At 71.5% G+C, this 21,317-nt stretch carries 16 protein-coding genes; 7 read left to right on the top strand and 9 right to left on the bottom strand.

The genetic code is table 11. From position 1 onward, the window contains the following. The first annotated feature begins 48 nt into the window (after positions 1–48). Positions 49–1,830, top strand: a complete 1,782-nt coding sequence (locus tag EMA17_RS10760; RefSeq protein WP_371862993.1) for an SDR family oxidoreductase — start codon at positions 49–51, stop codon at positions 1,828–1,830. 1,149 nt (positions 1,831–2,979) lie between these two features. On the opposite strand, the gene EMA17_RS10765 is transcribed toward EMA17_RS10760, so the two are convergent. Then, complete coding sequence (locus tag EMA17_RS10765; RefSeq protein WP_126636721.1) at positions 2,980–4,173, bottom strand: Cmx/CmrA family chloramphenicol efflux MFS transporter; 1,194 nt, start codon at positions 4,171–4,173, stop codon at positions 2,980–2,982. A 357-nt stretch (positions 4,174–4,530) separates the two neighbouring features. On the opposite strand from EMA17_RS10765, the gene argF reads away from it, so the two are divergent. Continuing rightward, positions 4,531–5,550, top strand: coding sequence for an ornithine carbamoyltransferase (argF, locus tag EMA17_RS10770; protein ID WP_246126581.1), 1,020 nt, complete (start codon positions 4,531–4,533; stop codon positions 5,548–5,550). Between the two features lie 195 nt (positions 5,551–5,745). Here the strand turns inward: argF and EMA17_RS10775 are convergent, their stop codons facing one another. The 4 genes from EMA17_RS10775 to EMA17_RS10790 all read right to left on the bottom strand — a co-directional run bounded on the left by EMA17_RS10775 (position 5,746) and on the right by EMA17_RS10790 (position 11,750). Beyond that, a complete protein-coding gene (locus EMA17_RS10775; protein WP_126636722.1) occupies positions 5,746–6,597 on the bottom strand; it encodes a dioxygenase family protein in 852 nt (283 codons plus the stop codon). Positions 6,598–6,675: 78 nt separating this feature from the next. Then, positions 6,676–7,632 carry an AraC family transcriptional regulator gene (locus EMA17_RS10780; protein ID WP_174861340.1) on the bottom strand — a complete coding sequence of 319 codons (957 nt, stop codon included), beginning with the start codon at positions 7,630–7,632 and terminating at the stop codon, positions 6,676–6,678. A 588-nt stretch (positions 7,633–8,220) separates the two neighbouring features. Continuing rightward, a complete protein-coding gene (locus tag EMA17_RS10785; RefSeq protein WP_126636723.1) occupies positions 8,221–10,353 on the bottom strand; it encodes a glycosyl hydrolase family 18 protein in 2,133 nt (710 codons plus the stop codon). A 488-nt stretch (positions 10,354–10,841) separates the two neighbouring features. Then, positions 10,842–11,750, bottom strand: coding sequence for a lytic polysaccharide monooxygenase auxiliary activity family 9 protein (locus EMA17_RS10790; protein ID WP_126636724.1), 909 nt, complete (start codon positions 11,748–11,750; stop codon positions 10,842–10,844). 676 nt (positions 11,751–12,426) lie between these two features. Here EMA17_RS10790 and EMA17_RS10795 point away from each other — a divergent pair. After that, positions 12,427–14,136, top strand: a complete 1,710-nt coding sequence (locus tag EMA17_RS10795; RefSeq protein WP_126636725.1) for a cellulose binding domain-containing protein — start codon at positions 12,427–12,429, stop codon at positions 14,134–14,136. A 164-nt stretch (positions 14,137–14,300) separates the two neighbouring features. On the opposite strand, the gene EMA17_RS10800 is transcribed toward EMA17_RS10795, so the two are convergent. Continuing rightward, positions 14,301–15,500: an alpha/beta hydrolase family protein gene (locus EMA17_RS10800; RefSeq protein ID WP_126636726.1), complete on the bottom strand. Its 1,200-nt coding sequence runs from the start codon at positions 15,498–15,500 to the stop codon at positions 14,301–14,303. 271 nt (positions 15,501–15,771) lie between these two features. Between EMA17_RS10800 and EMA17_RS10805 the strand changes: the two genes are divergently transcribed. Beyond that, the gene (locus EMA17_RS10805; protein ID WP_126636727.1) at positions 15,772–16,257 is read left to right on the top strand and encodes an SRPBCC family protein; all 486 of its coding nucleotides are present in this window, start codon (positions 15,772–15,774) and stop codon (positions 16,255–16,257) included. A gap of 16 nt (positions 16,258–16,273) precedes the next feature. Here the strand turns inward: EMA17_RS10805 and EMA17_RS10810 are convergent, their stop codons facing one another. Then, on the bottom strand, positions 16,274–16,996 hold the full coding sequence (locus EMA17_RS10810) for an alpha/beta fold hydrolase (protein WP_126636728.1): 723 nt from the start codon (positions 16,994–16,996) through the stop codon (positions 16,274–16,276). Positions 16,997–17,091: 95 nt separating this feature from the next. Further along, positions 17,092–17,493, bottom strand: a complete 402-nt coding sequence (locus EMA17_RS10815) for an ArsR/SmtB family transcription factor (protein WP_126636729.1) — start codon at positions 17,491–17,493, stop codon at positions 17,092–17,094. A 105-nt stretch (positions 17,494–17,598) separates the two neighbouring features. Here EMA17_RS10815 and EMA17_RS10820 point away from each other — a divergent pair, with 105 nt between their 5' ends. Beyond that, positions 17,599–18,477, top strand: coding sequence for an NAD(P)-dependent oxidoreductase (locus EMA17_RS10820; RefSeq protein WP_126636730.1), 879 nt, complete (start codon positions 17,599–17,601; stop codon positions 18,475–18,477). Positions 18,478–18,512: 35 nt separating this feature from the next. Here EMA17_RS10820 and EMA17_RS10825 read toward each other — a convergent pair whose 3' ends face one another. Then, positions 18,513–18,986, bottom strand: a complete 474-nt coding sequence (locus EMA17_RS10825) for a DUF6069 family protein (protein WP_126636731.1) — start codon at positions 18,984–18,986, stop codon at positions 18,513–18,515. Between the two features lie 146 nt (positions 18,987–19,132). On the opposite strand from EMA17_RS10825, the gene EMA17_RS10830 reads away from it, so the two are divergent. After that, positions 19,133–19,639, top strand: coding sequence for a hypothetical protein (locus EMA17_RS10830; protein ID WP_174861341.1), 507 nt, complete (start codon positions 19,133–19,135; stop codon positions 19,637–19,639). Positions 19,640–20,143: 504 nt separating this feature from the next. Then, complete coding sequence (locus tag EMA17_RS10835) at positions 20,144–21,274, top strand: sugar ABC transporter substrate-binding protein (RefSeq protein WP_126636732.1); 1,131 nt, start codon at positions 20,144–20,146, stop codon at positions 21,272–21,274. Positions 21,275–21,317 lie beyond the last annotated feature (43 nt).

Consider the following 21,317-nt stretch of genomic DNA (forward strand, 5'->3'; position numbering starts at 1 on the left):
GAAGGTGTCGGGGAGGCGGTCGGGGAGCCGGTCGGGGGAGTCGGCGAAATCGGGGAGACCGGGGAGAGCGGCGTCGTGCGGGCTCGGACCGTGGTGTCCGGCGGGGTCCGGCTCGCGGTGTACGAACAGGGGCCGGTGGAGGGCCCGTTGGTGCTGCTGGTGCACGGCTACCCGGACACACACCACGTGTGGGACGACGTCGCCGCCGATCTGGCGCGGGACCACCGGGTGGTGCGCTACGACGTGCGCGGCGCGGGCGCGTCGGGGGCGCCCGGGAGTCGATACGGCTATCGGCTGGAGCAGTTGGCCGCCGACCTGTTCGCCGTGCTGGACGCGGTGAGCCCGGATCGGCCGGCGCATCTGCTCGCCCACGACTGGGGTTCGATCCAGGCGTGGGAGGCGGTCACCGACCGGGCCGGGCCGCGCCGGATCGCCTCGTACACCTCGATCTCCGGGCCGTGCCTGGACCACGTCGGACACTGGGCCCGGCGCCGACTGGCCCGGCCCACGCCCCGGCATCTGGGCCAACTCGCGGCCCAGTCGGCGCGTTCCTGGTATATCGCGGCGTTCCACCTGCCGATGCTCGCGCCCGCGGCCTGGCGGTCGGGGCTGGCGGCGCGTTGGGGCGGGCTGTTGGCTCGGGCCGAGGGGGTATGGCCGCGCGCGGGCCATCCGCAGGCCACGCTCGCCGACGACGCGGTGCGCGGTATCGCGCTGTACCGGGCCAACATGCTGCCCCGGATGCTGCTTCCGGGGCGGCGCGAGACGACCGTGCCGGTGCAGTTGATCACCCTCGCCGACGATCCGTATGTCGGTGCGGCGCTGTCCGAGGACCTGGACCGCTGGGTGCCCCGGTTGTGGCGGCGCACGGTCGCGGCCGGCCACTGGTCGGCCCTGCTGGAGAAAGGCCCGACCGTGGCCCGGATGACCCGCGAATTCGCCGCCCACATCGACCACGGCACCACGACGCCCGACCTCGACGCGGCCCGACACCACGAACGGCCGCCGAGAAAGGACCCGTTCGCGGGTCGGCTCGCCCTGATCACCGGCGCGGGCGGCGGAATCGGCCGCGCCACGGCGGTCGCGTTCGCCGAACAGGGCGCCGACATCGTGGTGTGCGACGTCGACTCGGCCGGGGCCGAACGCACCGCCGAACTGGCCCGCCTGTACGGCCGCTCGGCACACGTGTACCGCGTCGACGTGTCCGACGGCGCGGCCATGGACACCTTCGCGGCCAAGGTCGCGGCCGCACACGGCGTCCCGGACATCGTGGTCAACAACGCGGGCGTCGGCCACTACGGCACATTCCTGGCCACCACCGACGCCGAGTGGAAGCGGGTGTTGGACGTCAACCTGTGGGGCGTCATCCACGGCTGCCGGGCCTTCGGCACACTGTTGGCCGAACGGGGCGAGGGCGGCCACATCGTCAACATCGCGTCGGCGGCGGCATACACCCCGTCCAAACTGCTGGCGGCCTACGCGACCACCAAGGCGGCGGTGTCCATGCTGTCGGACTGCCTCCGCGCCGAACTGGCCGGATCCGGCGTGCGGGTGACCACGATCCACCCGGGCATCGTCAACACCGGAATCACCCGCAGCACGACCTTCTCCGGAATGAGCGATACCGACCAGGCCGCACACCGAGAACGAGCATCCAGACTCTACGCCCGACGCAACTACCCCCCGGAAAAGGTGGCGGACCAAATCGTACGAGCAATCCGCCGCCACCATGCGGTAGCACCAATAACCCCGGAGGCCCGAACAGCCTGGTGGCTGAGCCGCCTATCCCCGACAACAATGCGCTTCCTGGCCCGCACAGGCACCCCCTGACCAACCGCACCAAAACCCGACGGGCAGCGGCGGCGAGCGGGAAGGACGGTCGGGTCGGGTCCGCCGGGGCGCCTTCCCGAGCAGTCAGGTCATCCTCGACGGACGTTGCGCCTTTGGTCACGGGCGCTGCTGCGGTCCGGCTCGTGGAGTGGGCCGCCGCCGGCGTGCGGGGCTCGGAGGCTTGGGGCTTCCGACGAGACGGGTGCGTTGGTCGGCGAAAAACCGGCCCGGCAGCGGCGGGCAGGGAAGGTGCTCGGGTCGGGTCTGCCGGGGAGCCTTTGCGGGTGGGTCAGGGTATTTCGGGGGCGTTGGGAAGAGGTTGGGGTTTGGAACCGGATCTTCGCGGGTGGTTGTGGGCTTCGAGTTTTCGGTGACCTGCGGTTTTGCATGGTCGGGGCGGAAAGTCGGGCGTCGAGTGCCGGTTTCGCGTGCCTCGGCTCCCTCAACGCCGGTGTGGGCGCCGAAATCACTCAATTGGAGCCGACTTCGGGCGCTGCGACCTCACACAGGCCGTCGAGAAGACCGAAAGTGCCTGGTGGGTGTCGGAACCGGATTCAGAGGCACTCGAAACGGCTCCTCTTCGCGCTGACCTGCGGTTTTCTCTCCTGCCGAGGCTCCGGCATCCCACGCCGTTCAGATCTGTGAACCCCTGTCACCCAAATGCCCACCACACACCGAAGACACCCGGCCACTCGGGAAGGCTCCCGGTCAGACTCGACCCGATCGCCCTCCCCGCCTGCCACTGCCAAGCCGGCTTTCGCCGAGCAACACGCCCGTCTCGTCGAGAGCTTCGGGTTTCGGAGCCCCGAACGCCGGCGGCGGCCCGCCCAACGCCCCAGGCTGGCCCCGCACCAGCCCCCGCGACCGAAGGCGCAACGTCCGTCGAGGATGACCTGACTACTCGGGGAGGTGCCCTCGGCGGACTCGACCCGACCCCCTCCCTGCCTGCCGCTGCGGGCTGGTTTTTCGCCGACCAACGCATCCGCCTCGACGGGAGCCCCAAGTCTCGGAGCCCCGCGCGCCGGCGGCGGCCCACCCCACGACCCGGGCCGGCCCGCGGCCCAACGCGCAACGTCCGTCGAGGGCGCGCGGTGGGCTCGGGCCGGACGCCGTGTGGGGCTTGGCTTGGGTCGGAAGGTCGGGGTTGGGTCAGATGTGTTGGGTGGGGGTGGGGAGTTGGGGCTTGGGGTCACGGTGGTGGGGCCGGTGGGTTGTTGCTGCCACCGTCAGGGCCAGGAGCGTCAGGGCCGCGCTGGTTGCGAGGGGGGCTCGATAGCCGAGGTCGGCGTCGATGGTCAGGCCGCCGAGCCAGGGTCCCAGGGTGCCGCCGATGTTGAAGGCGGAGGTGGCCAGGGCGCCGGCCAGGCCGGAGGTGTCCTGGGAGAGGCGAAGTACGCGGGCAATCAGGGCCGTTCCGGTCGCGAAGGCGAGCATGCCCTGGATGGCGATCAGGGTGATCGCCGCCCACGGGGTGGCCGCGGTGTAGGCGAACACGGCCCAGCCGACGGCCGAGGCGACCATCCCCCACCCGATCACCCGGGTCGGTCGCCGGTCGATGATGCGGCCCGCGACGGTGACACCGACGAACGAGCCGACCCCGAACAGGGCGAGGGCGATCGGGACCCAGCCGTCGCCCAGGCCGGTGACCTCGGTGATCACCGGCTCGAAGTAGGAGAACGCGCAGAACGTGGCGCCCTGGACGAGGGCCATCACCGACAGGGTCAGCAGCAGCGGCCGGGTGAACAGGGCCCGCAGTTCCCGACGGGCGTGCACCGGCGGGCCCGACTGCGCCGGCGGTGCGTGGTTCGGGATGGTTCGGGCGATGGCGAGCACGGCCGGCAGCGACACCAGGGCCACCGCCCAGAACGCCGCGCGCCAGCCCCACCGGTCGCCCAGGAGCGCGCCGGCCGGTACGCCGACCACGCAGGCGATGGTGACGCCGCCGACCACCACCGAAGTGGCGCGGGCCCGCTGTTCGGGTCGGACCAGGTCGATCGCGGTCACCAGGGCGACCGCCCAGAAGCCGGCGTTGGCCAGTGCGCCGAGCACGCGAGTGGCCAGCAGAACCGCGTAGTTCGGGGTGAGCGCGCCCACCACGTGCGCGGCGATGAACACGCACAGGAAGAACAGCAGCGCCCGGCGGCGTGGTTGTCGGCGACCGATCAGCGCCATCGCGGGCGCGCCCACCACCATCCCGATGGCGAAGGCCGAGGTGAGCAGTCCGGCGGTGGGAATGGACACGTGCAGATCGTCGGCGATGCCCGAAAGCAGGCCGGAGAGCATGAACTCCGAGGTGCCCTGGGCGAAGACCGCGAGCCCGAGCACATATACGGCGAATGGCATGACAAAACCCCATGGACGTCCGATGGATTACCTCACGGCTCGACACCGGCGACTCCGGTGGCGGCCATGTCCGAGGACGCCCGCGGCCATTGCGGCCACGCGGCTTCAGCTCATCGACAGGGAATCGGCCACCGGCTCACCGGCGGCCGTCGTCTGTCCGACTCGGGGTTGCGCACGGGGGCGAAGCTACCAGTCCCGATCACGGCATCTCCACCGGGTTTTCGCTCTTCGCTCCGTTCGGGCCGCCCGCGGCCGGGTGACATCCCGTCAGATCCGTCAGACCCATCAGACCATGCCGGAAAAGGGCCACCATTTTCGGCCCCGATCGTGCATGATGATGCTGCATCAGGAATATTCATGCATCACCATCAAGACATCGAATCGAGGTCACCCATGGGGTTCTCCACCCTCAAGGGCCGCAACCTGCTCTCGCTCCTGGACGTGAACGCCGCAGAGATCGGCGAGTTGCTGGATCGGGCCGGGGATCTGAAGGAGCGGGCCGCGTGCGGGGAGCGAGTGCCGGTGCTCGCGGGGCGCAATATCGCGTTGATCTTTCTCAAGCCCTCGTGCCGCACCCGGGTCTCGTTCGTCGTCGCGGCGACGCAGTCCGGTGCGCATCCGGAGTTCTTCGGTCGCGAGGACATCCGATTCGGGATCAAGGAGTCCGTGCGCGATATCGCCCAGGTGTTCGGGCGGGTCTTCGACGGGGTGATGTTCCGCGGCTTCGAGCATACGACCATCGCCGAGTTCGCCGCGCACGCGGGGGTGCCGGTGTGGAACGGGCTGTGCGACACCTACCATCCGACCCAGGTGCTCGCCGACCTGCTCACGCTGCGGGAGAACTTCGGCGAACTCCACGGCCTGCCCGTCACGTACGTCGGCGACGGCCGCAACAACGTGGCCCGCACCCTGGCCGTCGCCGCCGTCAAGCTCGGCCTCGACCTGCGCGTCCTGGCCCCGGAGCCGCTGCACCCGGACCCCGCGTCGATCGCCGAGCTGCTCGCCGGGGCCGAGTCGTCGCGGGCCGCGATCACCGTCACCGCGTCGCCGGCGGAGGCGCTGGCCGGGTCGGCCGCGGTGTACGGCGACGTGTGGGTGTCCATGGGCGAGGAGGAGCAGACCGACCGTCGCATCGAGCTGCTGCGCGACCTGAAGGTCACGCCCGAGCTGATGGCCCGCACCGGCCGCACCGACACCGTCTACCTGCACTGCCTGCCCGCGTTCCACGACCTGGAGACCGAGACCGCGCGGGCCCGTCCCGACCTCCGCGAGGTGGCGGACGAGGTCTTCGAGGGCCCGCGCAGCCGGGTGTTCGACCAGTCGGAGAACCGCATGCACACCGCCAAGGCCCTGATGCAACTCACCATCGCGGGCTGAACGGTCGCGCACGCCCCAAGGAGTCCACACCGATCGAACCGGGCCGACCGGGCCGAGCGGCCCCGCCGTTCCCACCGACCACGCGGGCCCCACGAATCGCGCGGTCGCGCCCGACAACCCCGCCCACGAACACCGGGCCCCGGCGGGTGGCACCGCCGGGGCCCGTGATCGACTCGCCTCCCCCGGCGATGTCGATCAGATCCGCTGCCACAGGGCCGGCACGTTCGGCGGCTCCCATCCCGACAGTGCCGTGTGCCCTTGCAGGCAGCGGTAGTTCTGGCCGCCATAGGACACCGTGGCCCCGGCGGCGTAGTTGGTGCCCGCCCGCCAGCTGCCGCCCGGCGGGTTCGTCGGCGGCTCGCTCGTGGGCGGCTCGCTCGTCGGCGGCTGGCTCGTCGGCGGGACGCCGGCGATGTTGAGCACGAAGTCGAAGGTCGCCTCCTTGCCGCCGTTGCCGTTGCGCACGTTCATCAACAGCCGCGCGTCGAAGATCGTGTCGGTGTTGTTGCGCGGCTCGCCCGGGAAGTAGGTCTGCGTGGTCAGGATCCCGCGGTTGGGCGCCTGGACCTTCATGTGCAGGTGCCGGGTACGGCCCGGGTACAGACCCGGTACCACCGTGGTCAGCGAGTACGCGCCCTGCGCGTTGGTGAACTGGTGGCCGCGGAAGGTGTATCCGACGTTGTCGTACTCGCCGTTGGTGTCCGCCTGCCAGAAGTCGAGCAGCACGTTGGCCAGTGGCTGACACGCGCGGTTGAACACGAAGCCGGACACCGTCAGCGGCGTGCCGGCGCCGGTGAGTACCGACCGCAGCGGGGAGTTGGGCTTGAAGTACGGTCCTTCGGTCTGGTCGATGGTGGGCGCGTCGCCGTCGTGGCAGAACGGCGTCGGGGCCAACGGCCCGCCACTGTTGCGCTGCGCCCGGGCCAGCGCGGGCACGCCGCCGATCAGCAGCGGCAGCGGAGCGGCGATCAGCGCCGCCTTGAGCAGATTCTTTCGGGTGATGCCGCGCGCGGCGGGCTCGTCCTGATCGGTGATCTCGGGGTCCATGTCGACTCCTCGGCGAGGGGACGGGCGGGCAGCGTCGACGAATCGATCCGCCCGCTCGCGATTGGTCTGAACCTATGCTCACCGGTTGCGGGCGTCGATGGACAAAGCACGGCTCTCGTGGTGCTTCGCGTTGATCTCGCGGCGATACTCCCCCGGGGTGCTCCCGGTCTCCCGGCGGAAGAACCGGCAGAAGTACGCGGGGTCCGCGAAACCCACCCGGTCCGCGACTTGACGCACTGTCAGATCACTGCCTGCGAGCAGCCGTTTGGCCTCCACCACCTGCGCCTGGCGGATGATCCGGCCGGGGGTGCGGCCGGTGGCGGTCTTCACCGCGTGGTTGAGATGGCCCACCGAGACGCCGAGGCGGTCGGCGTACGCACCGACCGTACGCTCGACCGGATCCGGATCCGGCGGGCCGTCCAGGAGCCGGGCGAAGCGCTGGGCGAGCGCCGCGGTCGGCCCCGGATCGGGCTGTCCCGGATCCGACCGCCTCGCGTCCCGCCGGGAGTCGGGACCGTCCCACACCGCCAGTCGGGCCGCACGCAGGATCAGCACGTGCAGATACGCCTGCAGCACCGGAATGAATCCCACACCCTGTTCGGCGTACTCGCGGCGCATTTCGGCCACCACGCCCAGCAGTCCGGGCGCCGCCTCCGGCGTGGGCCGCAACCGCGCACAGCCGGCCAGGTCGCGGACGGTGTCCCGGTCCTCGGGGTGGGCGAACAGGAAGTCGTCGTTGAACAGCACCACCCAGCCGGAGAGTTCGTGCATGCGATGCCAGAAGTGCACCTGGCCGGGGGCGATGAAGAACAACTGCGGCGGAGACACCGACCGGGGCACCAGATCCAATACGTGGGTACCGCGCCCACCGGTGACGATGGCGATCTCGTAGAAGGTGTGCCGGTGCGGGAAATCGGCCCGGGACAGTGGGCCGATGCTGTCGAACGAGCCGACGGCGAACGGCAGGACGCTCGGCGCGGGTACCTCGAGGCGATGCAGCGGAACCGCCGGGCGGAGTTGGGTGGACGCGGTCATCGGCGCCTCCCGGCGCCGGTGCGGCGGGTTGGTCGCGGGTGGGTGTTGCGTGCCATGTCGGCCCCCTGGCGGTTCTCGGAGATGCGGCCGGCGCTCGATCAGCGGTTCAGGTTAGGCCGTTCCGAGCCCACTGCCGGGCGGGTCGCGCGCAACGGCACGAACTGGCAAACCAAACCGTCTGCGACCTGCCACGACGGCCGGCCGGGAAGGGTTTCGCGCCCCGATCGATCGGCGCCGCCGCCGGGTCCGTCCGGCCCACCCGCATCCGTACCCGGGCGGGCCGGAAGCACACCGCGCCGGAGACCACCGAGCCGGCCCGGGCCGTACCGTGCCGGGCGGCCGGCGGGCTCGGCGAGGCGGTGTCGGTACCTCGCCCGGGCGGACCGGCCCATGGGCCCGGGGCCGGGCGGCCCGGTGGGTCCGACGGCACATGCCCGGCCCGCGATCCGGGCCGGGCATGGCGCAACCGGGCGCCGGCTCGCGGTGGGGTCGCGAGCCGGCGTCCGGGCTTCGGGGGCGATCGCGGCGGTGTCGGGACGGTCCCGTGCATCCGGCGGGATGCACGGAACCATCCCCGGCACCGTGGCCTCAGCTGATCGCGAAGTCGTCGCCGTAGACCGAGCCCTGCGCGTACCAGCCGTGCAGGTAGACCGTCACGCTGCCGGACGCGCCGACCGTGAACGGCACGGTCAGCTTGGCCCACGTGGTCCCGGGCGAGGCCCAGGTGCTGGCCGTCGCGCCCCCGCTCACGCCCAGGTAGGCGTAGTTGCCGCGAACCCAACCGGTGAGCGTGTGGGTCGAGTTGGGAGCGAGTTGCAGGGTCTGCCGGCATTCCCCGGTCTGCGCCGCGCCGGCCGCGACCTCCAGGGCGTGCGTGCCGCCGTGCGTGGGCGTGGACACGATCGCGCCGCCGGGCTGGCAGGTCCACGGAGCGAGCGAACCGCTTTCCAGGTCGGCGTTGAGCAGGCCGCCGGCGGAGCCGTTGACGGTGAGCGTGTACACCGTGCTGTGGGTGGCCGACGGGCTGGTACCGGTGATGGAGATCGGATAGGTACCGGGCAACAGGGCCGCGGTGGTGGAGATGTTCAGCGTCGCGGTTCCGCCCGTGGTGACGGAGGCCGGGGTGACCGTGGCGTTGAGGCCGTTGCCGGTGCCGGACACGGTCAGCGCGATGGTTTCCGCCGCGCCGGCGGCGATCCCGGTGGTGAGTGTCGACGAGGTGCTGCCGCCCTGCGTGACACTGCCCGACGCGGGACCGGCGAACAGCGTGAAGTCGTTGGTGACCGGCCCGGAGGTGACGGTCAGCGAGTACGTCGCGCTGTGCGTCGCGGACGCGCCGACGCCGGTGACCGTGAGCGGATAGGTGCCGGGGGTCGCCGTCGCGGAGGCGCTGACGTTCAGCGTCGCGGATCCGCCCGCGGTGACCGTACTCGGCGTGATGGACGCGCTCACCCCGCCGGGGGCGCCGGTCACGGTGAGCGCCACGTTCTGCGCGTTGCCCTGGGTGACCGCGGTGGTGATCGTCGACGAGGTGGTGCCGCCGAGCGCGACCGAGCCGGTGGTCGGGTTCAGGCTGAGCGCGAAGTCGTTGACGACCGGTCCGCCGCCGCCGGTGAACGGCGCGAAGGTGTGGGTGAACTGCCATTGCTCCTGCGGGATTCCGGAGCAGTTGTCCTGCGCCGTGCCGCCCGGGCAGGAGCCGTTGTCGCGCTGGAGGGCCCACATCGACAGGGTGCTGATGCCCTGCGTCTTGGCCCAGTCGACGACGGTGACCGCGTCGGCGGTGGTGAACGTCTCGGCGGGGCCGAAGTCGTCCACGCCGGGCATCACCGTGACACCGACCATGGCCCACAGTTCGGCCTGGGTCTTGTTCGGGTACAGCTGGCCGAGTTGGTTCTTCAGGCCGGTCGCGGCGCTCTTGGCGTCGTTGGCCATCTGGTGCGGCTGGTTGTCGTAGTAGTCGAACGTCATGATGTTGACGACGTCGACCTTCGTGCCGTTGCTCACCGCGTTCCGCAACACCGCGAGGCCGCTGTCGGCCAGGCCCGAGGTCGTGGTCGGCAGGGTGTACTGGACCTGCAGCGAACGGTTGTTGCTCGCCGCCCACGCCTGGACCTGCTTGAGCGCCTTGTTGCGGCGGTCGATGCCGGCCGTGTTGGTCAGCGAGTTGTCCTCGATGTCGAGGCAGATGCGGCTGATGTCGTAGGTGGAGATGACGTTCTCCATCGCGGTCGCGATGGAGTTGACGTTGGTGCAACTGTCCGCGATCTCGGTGCCGGTGTTGTCCGCGGTGTAGCCGCCGAACGACGGGATCACGTCGCCGCCCGCCGCGCGGATTTTGGCGATGTCCGCGCCGAACGTGGACTGGGCGATGGGCATTCCGGTGTCGCCGTTCCAGTACGGCGTACACGAACCCTTGCTCGGGGTCTGGATGAAGGCCATGGTCAGGTACTTCGCGCCGGACTGGGCGGACAGCGTCGCCGGGCTCTCCCCCGTCCACGCCTCGAAGTACGGCGCGAACACGCGGGTGGGCAGTGGTGTGGCGGCCTGCGCACTCGCCTGTCCGGCCGCGGCGGGCGCCGCCGCCGCCGTCTGCGCGATGGTCGGCGTGGTCTCCGCGGCGGCATTCGCGGCGCCGCCCGAGGTCAGCACGAGGCCCAGCGACGCGGCGGCGGTGGCCACCACGGTCGCCAGGGTGCGGAGCGGACTTGGTCGTCGCATGGGTACTCCCGCTTTCTGAGGACGAGAAAGGGACTTGCGGAGCACGTGCGGGGCGGGACGGTGGGTGCGGGGTCGGCGCGGAGGGGTGGAGCCGCGGGAGGACTGGTCGGACGAGACGGGTTGTCGGTCGGGCGTCGCGCGGTCGGGACGGGCCGCGCGGGACGGTACGGGTCGGCGCGCTCGGGACGCGCGGTCGGGTCGGAACGGGTGCGCGCGGTCGGGACGGGCCGCGCGGTGGGGGCGGTTCGGGGCCGGCGCGGAGGGGACGGCCGCGCCGGCGGATCGGGTGGAGGGATCGGGTGGTGCGGAGGGGCCGGCCCCGGGACCGGGCCGGTGCGGGGAAGGTTGCCGACCCCCCGGGGACGTGGGGGGCGGCGCAACGGGCGTGGTTTGGCCCACCTCCGGCCCGGCGGCGGTCGTCGGGTTGGTCGGGCCCGACGACTTCGTCCGGACCGGAGGTGGCATCTGTGGGGTGCCCGGCGGTGGGTTCAGCGCCGGGCGCGGGCCTCCCGACGCCGGTTGGTCAGCACGACGGCGCCGCCGCCGACGATGATCAGCGCGCCCGCGCCGGCCGCGCCGACGGTGGCCGCGCGCGGCACCCCCGCGGGACCGCGGTCCGGCACGGCCGCGGCGACCGGGGCCTCGTGGATGTTCTCGTGGGCGCGCCCGGCGGGTTCGATGTACGGCGCGCCGGTCTCGTGCGCGAGCGGCGCGGTCGCCGCCGTCACCCGCTCGGCGGCGGCCGGTGCGGCGGCGGCGCCGAAGACCACGTCCGAGCAGGAGTAGAACGCCTCGGGGCTGTCGGAGCGTTGGTAGATCACGTAGACCAGGTGGCGCCCGGTCTTGCCCTGCGGCATCCGGCCGTTCATCACGAACGAGCCGTTGTCCAGCGGCGGATCGGTCTGGGTCAGGAACGGCGTGGCCTCCAGGTCGGACCAACGCAGCGGCACGGTCGGGTCGTAGCCGTCGCGGGTCACGAAGAACTGGAAGGTGCCGCGGTGCGGCGAGGTGGCCCGGAACAGGAAGTTGAAGGTGCTGCCGGGAGAGACCGCGGTCGCGGGCCAGTCGGCGCGCGCCTGGTCGAAGCCCTTGTACTTGTCCCGCCCGGCGCTGCACAACTTGCCGTCGGGGATCAGCTGGTGGTGCCGACCGGCGACGTCCGCGAGGTTGACCTCGTTCCAGTCGTACACCGGCTGCGTGCCGCCGATGGCCACCGCGGCCTTGCACGCGGCCGAGGTCGGGTTCTCCGGGTTCTCGGCGCGACACGTGCCGGTGCGGCTGAGCGGGTTGCTGAGCGTGCCGTGCGCCTGTGCGGTTCCGGTGGCCAGCGCGGCGATCGTCAAGGGTGCCAGGCAGCAGGCCGCGGCGAATGCCGCGACCCTGCGGGGAGACTTCATGAAGCCCTCCGGGTAAGGGAGTTGCCGATTGCGGGGACGCACGAAGACCGCATGGACGTCATACGGGAGCCCTCGAACGCGGGTGGGACGGTCGGCGCGGTTGGGACCTGTCGGCACTGGTGGGACGGTCGGCGCGGGTGGGACGGGGATCCGAGGTGGCCGCGACGGATCCCGGTATTCCGGCGTACGGGTGCCGCCGCCTGCGGTCCGACGGGACAGGTATAGACCAATGACTGCGGCGCTACACAGATTCGTCGTGCTCGTCCGGTCGCGCAAGAGCGCGGAGCGGGTCTTTCCGATTCGATCGTGCCGACGAGGGTTCATTACTCCCCAACCGAGGCGTTGCGAAAGCCCGCGAAAAGTCGGGATGGCCTGCGCGACTCTGTTTCTGACACTCCGTCAGATGTGTCGTCATTGTGCCGAGGAAAAATTTTCCTCGATCCGCGGCGGCCTTGCCAATACTTGCCGGGCGCGCCGAAAAAGTGCCCGCGACCCTATGGACGAGACCCGGGTTGGTATAGACCATTGCACCAGACACATCTCGAAGCGCAGTACGATCCGGCACACCGCCCGGCCGCGAGCGGTGGAGTGCGCCAACCGGCGGCGCACGTACGGCGGATCGCGCACCACCCTCGTCCCCCGACTCGTGTCCCAGACGTGTCCAGGAGCCGGCTCGATGAACCCTGAGTTCCCCGCCCCGTCCCCCTCCCCGCGCCACGACCCCCGGGCCGGCGCCCACCGGCCCCGCAACTCCCGTTTCCCCAAAGCCCGTTACACCTCGTCCGGGCCCGCTCGGCGCCGGCTGCGCGCACTCGCCCGCGCCGTCGCCGTCACCGTTCTCGCCCCCATCGCGTTGGTGGTCCTGCCCGCCGGCGCCGCGCACGCCGCCTCCCCCGAGGCGACCTTCGCCAAGGCCTCCGACTGGGGCTCCGGCTTCACCGGGCAGTACACGATCCGCAATCAGGGCGGCAGCACGCTCACCGGTTGGAAGGTCGAGTTCGACCTGCCCGCCGGCACCACGGTCGGTTCCTACTGGGACGCGTTGCAGAGCGGTTCCGGCAGCGGCGGCCACTACGTGTTCACCAACCGCGAGTACAACGGCACCCTCGCGCCGGGCGCCTCGACCACGTTCGGCTTCCTCGGCGCCGGGCCCGGAACTCCCGCCGGCTGCAAGCTCAACGGCAACCCGTGCACCGGACCGGCCACGCCGGACACCACCCCGCCGAGCACACCGACGAACCTGCGGGTGTCCGCGGCCGGTTCCTCGTCGCTGACCCTGGCCTGGACCGCGTCCACCGACAACGACCGGGTCGCCGGCTACGACGTGTACGTCGACGACGTCTCCCGCGCCGCCACCGCCGACCCCGGCGCGACGCTGACCGGGCTCACCCCGGACACCGCGTACCGGATCAAGGTCCGGGCGAAGGACGCGTCGGGCAACGTGTCCCCGTTCTCCCCCGAGCTGATCGCCACCACCACGACGGGCGGCGGCAATCCGCCCGCGGGCTCGGTGCGCAGCGTCCCGTACATCGACATCACCGCTCCCACCCCCACCCTGACCGACGTGGCCGCGGCCACCGGCCAGAAGTTGTTCACCCTCGCCTTCGTCCTGGGCAGCAACAGCGGCTGCGATCCCAAGTGGGGCGGCACGATCGCCCTCGACGAGCGGCGAATCCTCGATCAGATCGCGGCGCTTCGGGCCCAGGGCGGTGACATCGTGGTCGCCTTCGGCGGTGCGGCCGGCCCCTACCTGGAGGCGTCCTGCGGCAGCGCCGACGCGCTGGCCGCCGCGTACACCAAGGTGATCGACACGCTGGGCGCCAAGCACCTCGACATCGACATCGAGGCGTCCATCCCGATCGACACGATGAACAAGGCGCTGGCCAAGGTGCAGCGGGATCGGCCGGCCACCACGGTGAGCTTCACGCTGATGGTCCAGGGCGACGACTACGGTCTGACCCCGGCGCTGGGCGTGGACCTGCTGAAGAACGCGCGGGACAACGGGGTTCGGGTCGACATCGTCAACCCGATGGCGATGGAGTTCGGCACGTCGCGCCCGGTGTGGGGCGACGCGGTGATCGCCGCCGCGGAATCGACGCTGCGTCAGATGAAGGAGATCTGGCCCGCCAAGTCCGACGCCGAACTCCGGGGCATGCTCGCGGTCACCCCGATGATCGGACGCAACTTCAACGGCAAGATCTTCGTCCAGTCGGACGCGACCAAGCTGGTCTCCTGGGCCAACACCAACCACATCGGTCGACTGGCGTTCTGGTCGGTGGGTCGGGACAACGGCTCCTGCCCCGGCGGCGGGGTCTCCGCGACGTGCAGCAGCATCAGCCAGTCGCCCTACGAATTCACCAATCTCTTCAAGGGCTTCACCGGCTGAACCGTCGGGATCCGTCCGGATCCCACCCGAGGAAGAACCCGTGCCCGGCATCGATCGACCCCCTTTCGGTCGATGCCTCCCGAGCCCGGCGGCGACCACGCGACGCCGCCGGGCCTTCCTCGTTCACGGGTCGCGGGTCGCCGGTCGTCCGTCGACGTCGCCGGTCAGGGGTTGTTGAACCGGAACTCCGGGTGCGCCGGGGTCGGACCGTCGAGCAGCGGTCGGGGCAGGTGCCTCAGGTGGCGGTCGACGAAGGCGGCGAGGTAGGTGCGGGTCAGGGCCAGCCCCCGCGCCCCCGACAGGGTCGTCGCCGATCCGCCGCCGGGCAGACCGAGTCGGTCCAGGAAGACCGGGAAGTCGCTGAAGCTGAAGTGGGTGGCGTTCGCCACGGTCAACCACCGCTTCCAGCCGTCCAGTCGGGTCCACGCCTGGTCCCAGCTCGGATCCTCGCCGCCCGGCCGATGGGTGGCGTCGTCGGTCCCGAAGAGCAGGAACGGCCTTTTGCCCAGGCCGGTTTCGGGCACGGCGGAGTGGAAGGCGCCGTCCATGTTCACGCCCGCCCGAATCCGGGTGTCGCCCGCCATCGCCGCCGCCGCTCCCGCGCCGCCGATCGAGTGGCCGGCCGCGCCGATCCGGTGCCGGTCGATGAGGTCGGCGTACCCCCAGGCCGGGTCGGCCCCGGTGAGGCGATCCACCACGAACGACATGTCCCGGCCCCGGCCGGAGCCGGCCGCGATCAGGTCCTCCTCGGTGCGCGCCTTCGTACAGGCGACGCAGGTGAGCATCCGGCCGCCGGGGAAGGCGGTGCCCACCGACTCGTACGCGTGGTCGATCGCGGCCACCACGTAGCCCCGACTCGCCAGATCCTCGGCGAGGCCGGTGAGGGTGAACACGGAATAGCCGAATCCCGGGGAGAGCACCACCAGCGGATACCGGCCGGGCACGGGGCGGGCGTCGGTCCGCACGTCGGTGGCGGTCGTGCTCAACACCTCCGCGGGGAACACGTCCCCCATCCCGATGTCGGCCAACATCAGCCGCGCCTCGTCGACGGTGGCGTACCGCGCGGGTGTGCCGGTCCCGCGGCGTGCGGGGTAGTACATCCCGACCATCAGTTCACGCGCCCCCGCCTCGGGCACCCACGGATCGGTCCGGCTCGGGTCGACCAGATGGAGGGATTGCCGGCCGACCCCGTAGGGCCCGGTCGGGTGCGGCAACGAGGTACGCGGTCCGCCCGGCGCGGGATCGGCGGCGAGCACGGTCCGCGCGGGCGGGGGCGAGGCGGCGGCGGGCAGGGCCGACACGATCGGCAACACCAGCGCGAGCGCCGGTGGCAGCAGTCTGCGAATCAGTGAGAATGCGGGCATACCCCGAACACTGGACGCTGCTCCGCTCCGGCGCATCACCCTTCGGTCGCAGTCGGTGACCGCGCTCGCCTACATCCCGCGGCGCACCCGTCCCCCGTGCGGGTCGATCGACCGATCGGACCACTCCCGGGTGGTTCGGCGCGGTACTTCGGCGTGGCGCGGGAGCAGGGTGCCGGTGTCGCGGGGGCGCCGGCGGATAGTGGAACGCAGGCGATCCCCGGGCATCCGGTCACGTCCGCGATCGATGCCGCCCCACCTGGGAGAAGGCTCCGTGTCCGACACGCAGTTCAGCTACGTCATCTACATCCGCGCCACCCCCGAGGTGTTGTGGCGCGCACTCACCGATCGGGCCGAGATCGAGCGCTGGTTCGACGGCTCCGGGCCGGAGTCGGACTGGGCCGTCGGCTCGACCGTACGCTGGTCGCTGTCGCCCCGGACGGCCCCGCGCGACGCCGGCCAGGTGGTCCTCGCGGCCGAGCCGCCTCGCCGGCTGGCGTACACCTGGCACAACTACGAACCCGAGATCGCCGAGATGTTCGGGTGGAGCGCGGAGCAGTTGGCCGAGCGTCGGCTGGAGCCGGTGTCCAAGGTCGCGTTCGATCTGGTGCCGGTCGGGGAGGCGGTCGCGTTGCGCGTCCTGCACGACGGGTTCGCGCCCGGGTCGGAGATGTTGGCGAGCGTTCGGGAGGGGTGGCCGATGATCCTGTCCAACCTCAAGACGGTGTTGGAGACCGACGAACCGCTGCGGTGGGCGTAGGGCGGCGTTCCGAGGCTCAGCGCGCCGGGCGGCGGCGGGCGTCCGGGGCGGCGAGGAAGGACCGGACCACCTCGGTGAACGCGTCCGGCTCGGCGGCGTGCACCAGGTGGCCGACCGGGATGGTGACGACGCGCACGTCGGGGAGGCGGCGGCTCCACTCGGCGATGCGCTCCTGCGGGATGTGGCTGCCGGATCCGCCGCCGACGACCAGTGTGGGGGCGGTGATCAGGCCGAGGCGCTCCCACCAGACGGGGTCGGGGCTGTCGATCTGCTTGCGGATGGCGATGACCATGTCCCAGTCGAAGCCGAGCTCACCCTCCGGCCGCACCGGCGCGACCGCCTCGCGCGGCACCGGGACGGAGACGTCCTCCAGGACCAACCGCCTTACCCGGTCCGGGTGTTCCTGGGCGAAGAGGTAGGCCACGATGCCGCCCATCGAATGGCCGATCAGGTCCACCCGGGCCAGGCCCAGTGCGTCCAGGCAGCCGAGGAGGTCGTCCCGCATGAGTTCGAGCGAGTAGATGCCGGGCCGGTCGCTGCGCCCGTGTCCGCGCAGTTCGAAGACGTACACCCGCCAGGTGTCGGCCAGCCGGCGCGCTATCCGATCCCAGTCCCCGGCGTCCTCCCCGAGCGCGTGCAACAACACGATCGGCGGAGCCGCGGGATCCCCCCAGGCCTCGTGGACCAGCCGCACCCCGTCGACCTCGACCATGCCGACCACACCACTGGATTCACCCATATTCGGACCATACCGAGGACCCGCACACCAACGGAACACCACCGCAACGGACGGCGACCCGAGGAATCGACGCGGACCCCGGGGGGCGGTTGTGGTCAGGTCCGGGGGTTCGGCTCGGTGAAGCCTTCGGGCGCGGGGCCTTCGGGCGCGGGGCCTTCGGGCGCGGGGCCTTCGGGCGCGGGGGTGATGCCTTCGAGGTGGAGGAGATTGGTCAGGAGGCCCGGGAAGCGGGCGTCGAATTCTTCCGCGCGCAGGCGCAGGGTCATGCCCGTGCCGGTGTTGCGCTGGACGATCAGGCCGGCCTCCCGAAGCACCTTCCAGTGGTACGAGCGGGTGGACTTCGACCCGGGTACGGACAGCGCCGAGCACGGCAGTTCGCGATCCGGGTCGGCGGCCAGCGTGACCACCACGCCGCGTCGGTGGTCGTCGGACAACGCGGCGAAGACGGCACTCAGCGCCACCTCGTCGAGTGACGGGTGGTGCATCTGAACAGGCATCCCGAATCCCGCTCCTCGGTTCGATCCCGGTTGCCGGCGTGTGCCGTCGGTGTCTACGGTACCGGGGTACGAAGATTTTCGAACCACCCCACGGGGAGTGCACTCATGACGAACACCCGTCCGACCGTCGCCGTACTGGGCACCGGCATCATCGGAGCGGCCCTCGCCCGCAACCTGGCGCGCGCCGGATTCGCCGTCCGGGCCTGGAACCGCAGTCCGGAGAAGGCGGCGGCGCTGGTCCCCGACGGGGTGACCGCGGCCGAGACCCCGGCCGACGCGGTGACCGGCGCCGACCTGGTGCTGACGGCGCTCAACGACGGCCCGCGCGTGCTCGACGCGATGCGCGCGGCGGTCCCGGGGCTGCGCAAGGGCACGACGTGGGTGCAGGTCAGCACGGTCGGCGTGGACGCGTTCGCCGAGCTGGCCGAATTCGCCCGCGCCCGGGGCCTGTTCCTGGTGGACGCCCCGGTGCAGGGCACCCGGGGACCGGCCGAGCAGGGGAAGCTGGTGATCCTGGCGGCGGGCGAGCCGGGGATTCGGGACCGGGTGCAGCCGCTGTTCGACACGATCGGGCAGCGCACCATGTGGGTGGGCGAGGACGGTACGTCCGGCACCGCCAGCCGGCTCAAGCTCGTCCTGAACACCTGGGTCCTGGCGCTGACCCACGGCGTGGGCGAGACGCTGGCGCTGGCCAAGGGCCTGGAGGTGGACCCGAAGCTGGTCTTCGACGCGATCACCGGCGGTCCGCTGGACAACCCGTACTTCCAACTGAAGGGCGCCGCCATCCTGGCGGACGAGTACACCCCGTCCTTCACCGTGGACAACGCGGAGAAGGACGCCCGCCTGGTCCTGCGGGCCGCGGAGCACGCGGGGGTCCGCATGGACGTCGTCGCGGCCGGCGCCGAACGCCTCCACCGCGCCTCCGCACAGGGCCACGGCGACAAGGACATGGCCGCCACGTATCTCGCCTCCTTCGACGGCTGACGGCCACGCCCCGGATGCCGCCGCACCCGCCGGGTTCAGGCTCGGGGGGTGCGGTCGGCGTCCGCCAGGCGGCGGGTGACCGTCGGGACGACGACGGCCGCGGCCACCAGGTGGGCGCCGCACAACATGAGCCTGGTCGAGATCGCGGTGTCGCCGGCCAGGATCGGGCTGATCATGGACAGCGCGGTCAGGGCGACGGTGGTGCGCAGATACGTCCGCGCCGGGCGGGCCGCTCGGCGCGCGATCAGGACGGCCGAGAGCGTGCCGAGGGTCATGGCCACCGCCACGCCCATGGCGAACATCCCCACGGTGATCGGCTCCGCCGTCGCCGCGCCGATGTTCCCGGCCCGCATCGGCGTACCGAGACCACGCGCGATCAGCCCGTACGCCTCGGTGGCGACCGCCGCGACCGCTCCGGCGGCCACACTGACCAGCCACACCGGCCGGGTCGAGACGAGGGTTCGGATCGAACGGTCGTGGGCGGCGCGGCGGGTGACGGTCTGGGCCATGGCGATCTCCTCGGGCGGTCGTTTCGTTGTCGTCACCGGGCGGTCGGAGCCGGACCCGGGTTCTCGACGCCCCGCCCACAAACTTTTCCGCGCGACTTCGCGACGACCCGAACTCGCGTCTCCCGAACGGGCGTAGGGTCGGTGCCATGGGCGAGCTGCCGGGAATCGCGATGGTCGTCGGCATCCTTGCCGCCGCGGTCGGTGTGTGCCTGTGGCTCGCCGCGCGCGTACGCCGCAGGGGCACCGGCGGCGCGGCCATTCGTGCCGCCATGTCGGCCTATGACGAGGCCCTGCACGGAACGGCGAACGACGCCTACGTGGAGATCCGGCTCCAGGAACGGCGCAAGGTGCCGGTGCGATCGCCCGACGACCCCTGGCACCCGTCCCGATGCGACCCCACCCGGCGGGACGACGACCGCACGGCGCCGCCGCCCCGATCCCGCGCGCGCCGTACGCCCGTGCGCGGTCGGCTTCGGCGGTTGTGGTCGAGGCGCGCTTCGGCGGATCGGGATCCGGGCGGGACACCGCGACGGGTGGCCGCCGAGGCGACGGGCCCGCGAGCCGGTCGCCGGTTCACCGCACGAGCGCCGCGCGCCCGCCGGTTCGTCCCGCGTACGCCGACCTTCGGGCCCGTGCCGAACCCGGTCGGGTAGTTCGTCCCGACCTCGTTCGGCGTGACGCCGTCGTCCTTCGCGCGACGCCCTCGCCGCCCGCTCCCGCCGCGCCGGGCGCTTCGGCGGCCGCGGCCGGTCCGGGCACGGTAGTCCCGGCCCCACCGGGCGATCCGCGCGGCCCCGATACCGCCGACCAACCGGTCCTTCCCGTCACGGACCCGGCCCACGACGCGCCGCCGCCCCCTCACGCACCCGGTGCTGACACCGCGAAAAGTTGCCTCACCCGCCCGAATGCCCAGGCCGGAGCCCACGAATCCGCCCTTTGGCTCCCTAAGTTGTGGCTCGGAACTTAATTTCCCCCCACGTGAGGTCTGGCGAACACCCCGTGCGGCTATTACGTTGTCGCCCACAACATTTACGGCGCGGTCGCCGTCCCACTGTCGACCGCTCACCCCTGCGCACCACTCCGCACGCCGCACCACCCCCGTGACGCCATCACGTCTCCCCGCCGGCCCCACCGGCGCGTGCCCGAAGGGATCCACCATGCGCAAGAGGTTCCTCGTGTCCGTCTCCGCCTGTGTGCTGCTCGCCGCCGGCACCCTGTCCGCCTGTTCGGACACCTCCGGCTCCGGGTCCGGGTCCTCCGGTGCCACCGGAGCGTCCGGAGCCACCGGCGGCAACGGCAAGAAGGCGAAGATCGGCGTGATCCTCCCGGACAGCAAGACCTCGGGTCGCTGGGAGACGAACGACCGCAAGTACCTGACCGAGGCGTTCAAGGCCGCCGGCGTCGACTACGACATCCAGAACGCCCAGGGCGACAAGTCCCAGTTCCAGACCCTCGCCGACCAGATGATCACCAACGGCGCCACCGTCCTGATCATCGTCAACCTGGACAGCGGCACCGGAAAGGCCGTACTGGACAAGGCGAAGTCGCAGGGCGTGGCGACGATCGACTACGACCGGCTGACCCTGGGCGGCAGCGCCCAGTACTACGTCAGCTTCGACAACGTGAAGGTCGGCACCCTGATGGGCCAGGGCATCGAGAAGTGCCTGTCCGCGGCGGGCGCGCAAAAGCCCACCATCGCGATGCTCAACGGCTCGGCCACCGACAACAACGCGACGCTGCTCAAGCAGGGCTACGACGGGGTGCTCAAGCCGAAGTTCGACTCCGGCGCGTACGTGAAGGGCCCGGACCAGGCCGTCCCGGACTGGAACAACACCGAGGGCGCCAACATGTTCGAGCAGATGCTCACCCAGTCGCCGAACATCTCCGGCGTGGTGGCCGCCAACGACGGCCTGGGCAACGCGGCGATCTCGATCCTGAAGAAGCAGAAGCTCAACGGCCGGGTCCCGGTCACCGGGCAGGACGCGGAGACCACCGCGCTGCAGAACATCCTGGTCGGCGACCAGTGCATGACCGTCTACAAGGCGATCAAGAAGGAGGCCGACGCGGTCTCCGGCCTGGCCGTGGCGCTGGCCAAGGGCCAAAAGCCCAGCGTGCCCGCCACCGTGCGCGACCCCGAGGGCAAGCGCGACGTGCCGTCCGTACTCCTGGAGCCGCTGGCGATCTACAAGGAGAACGTCAAGGACGTCGTCGCCGACGGCTACGTCACCAAGGACACCCTGTGCACCGGCGCCTACGCCGCCAAGTGCACCGAGTTCGGCATCAACTGACCGTTCGGGCCCCGCGATCGCGCCGGAACCGACACCCACGAGG

Origin of the sequence: Embleya hyalina, from assembly GCF_003967355.1 — a bacterium.
GTDB classification, from domain to species: Bacteria; Actinomycetota; Actinomycetes; order Streptomycetales; family Streptomycetaceae; genus Embleya; species Embleya hyalina.

Excerpts from the sequence above, each read along its gene's own strand:
- EMA17_RS10765 (WP_126636721.1), bottom strand. The coding sequence starts at position 4,173 with ATGCCATTCGCCGTATATGTGCTCGGGCTCGCGGTCTTCGCCCAGGGC.
- argF (WP_246126581.1), top strand. The coding sequence starts at position 4,531 with ATGCATCACCATCAAGACATCGAATCGAGGTCACCCATGGGGTTCTCC.
- EMA17_RS10775 (WP_126636722.1), bottom strand. The coding sequence starts at position 6,597 with ATGGACCCCGAGATCACCGATCAGGACGAGCCCGCCGCGCGCGGCATC.
- EMA17_RS10780 (WP_174861340.1), bottom strand. The coding sequence starts at position 7,632 with ATGACCGCGTCCACCCAACTCCGCCCGGCGGTTCCGCTGCATCGCCTC.
- EMA17_RS10785 (WP_126636723.1), bottom strand. The coding sequence starts at position 10,353 with ATGCGACGACCAAGTCCGCTCCGCACCCTGGCGACCGTGGTGGCCACC.
- EMA17_RS10790 (WP_126636724.1), bottom strand. The coding sequence starts at position 11,750 with ATGAAGTCTCCCCGCAGGGTCGCGGCATTCGCCGCGGCCTGCTGCCTG.
- EMA17_RS10795 (WP_126636725.1), top strand. The coding sequence starts at position 12,427 with ATGAACCCTGAGTTCCCCGCCCCGTCCCCCTCCCCGCGCCACGACCCC.
- EMA17_RS10800 (WP_126636726.1), bottom strand. The coding sequence starts at position 15,500 with ATGCCCGCATTCTCACTGATTCGCAGACTGCTGCCACCGGCGCTCGCG.
- EMA17_RS10810 (WP_126636728.1), bottom strand. The coding sequence starts at position 16,996 with ATGGGTGAATCCAGTGGTGTGGTCGGCATGGTCGAGGTCGACGGGGTG.
- EMA17_RS10815 (WP_126636729.1), bottom strand. The coding sequence starts at position 17,493 with ATGCCTGTTCAGATGCACCACCCGTCACTCGACGAGGTGGCGCTGAGT.
- EMA17_RS10820 (WP_126636730.1), top strand. The coding sequence starts at position 17,599 with ATGACGAACACCCGTCCGACCGTCGCCGTACTGGGCACCGGCATCATC.
- EMA17_RS10825 (WP_126636731.1), bottom strand. The coding sequence starts at position 18,986 with ATGGCCCAGACCGTCACCCGCCGCGCCGCCCACGACCGTTCGATCCGA.
- EMA17_RS10830 (WP_174861341.1), top strand. The coding sequence starts at position 19,133 with ATGGGCGAGCTGCCGGGAATCGCGATGGTCGTCGGCATCCTTGCCGCC.
- EMA17_RS10835 (WP_126636732.1), top strand. The coding sequence starts at position 20,144 with ATGCGCAAGAGGTTCCTCGTGTCCGTCTCCGCCTGTGTGCTGCTCGCC.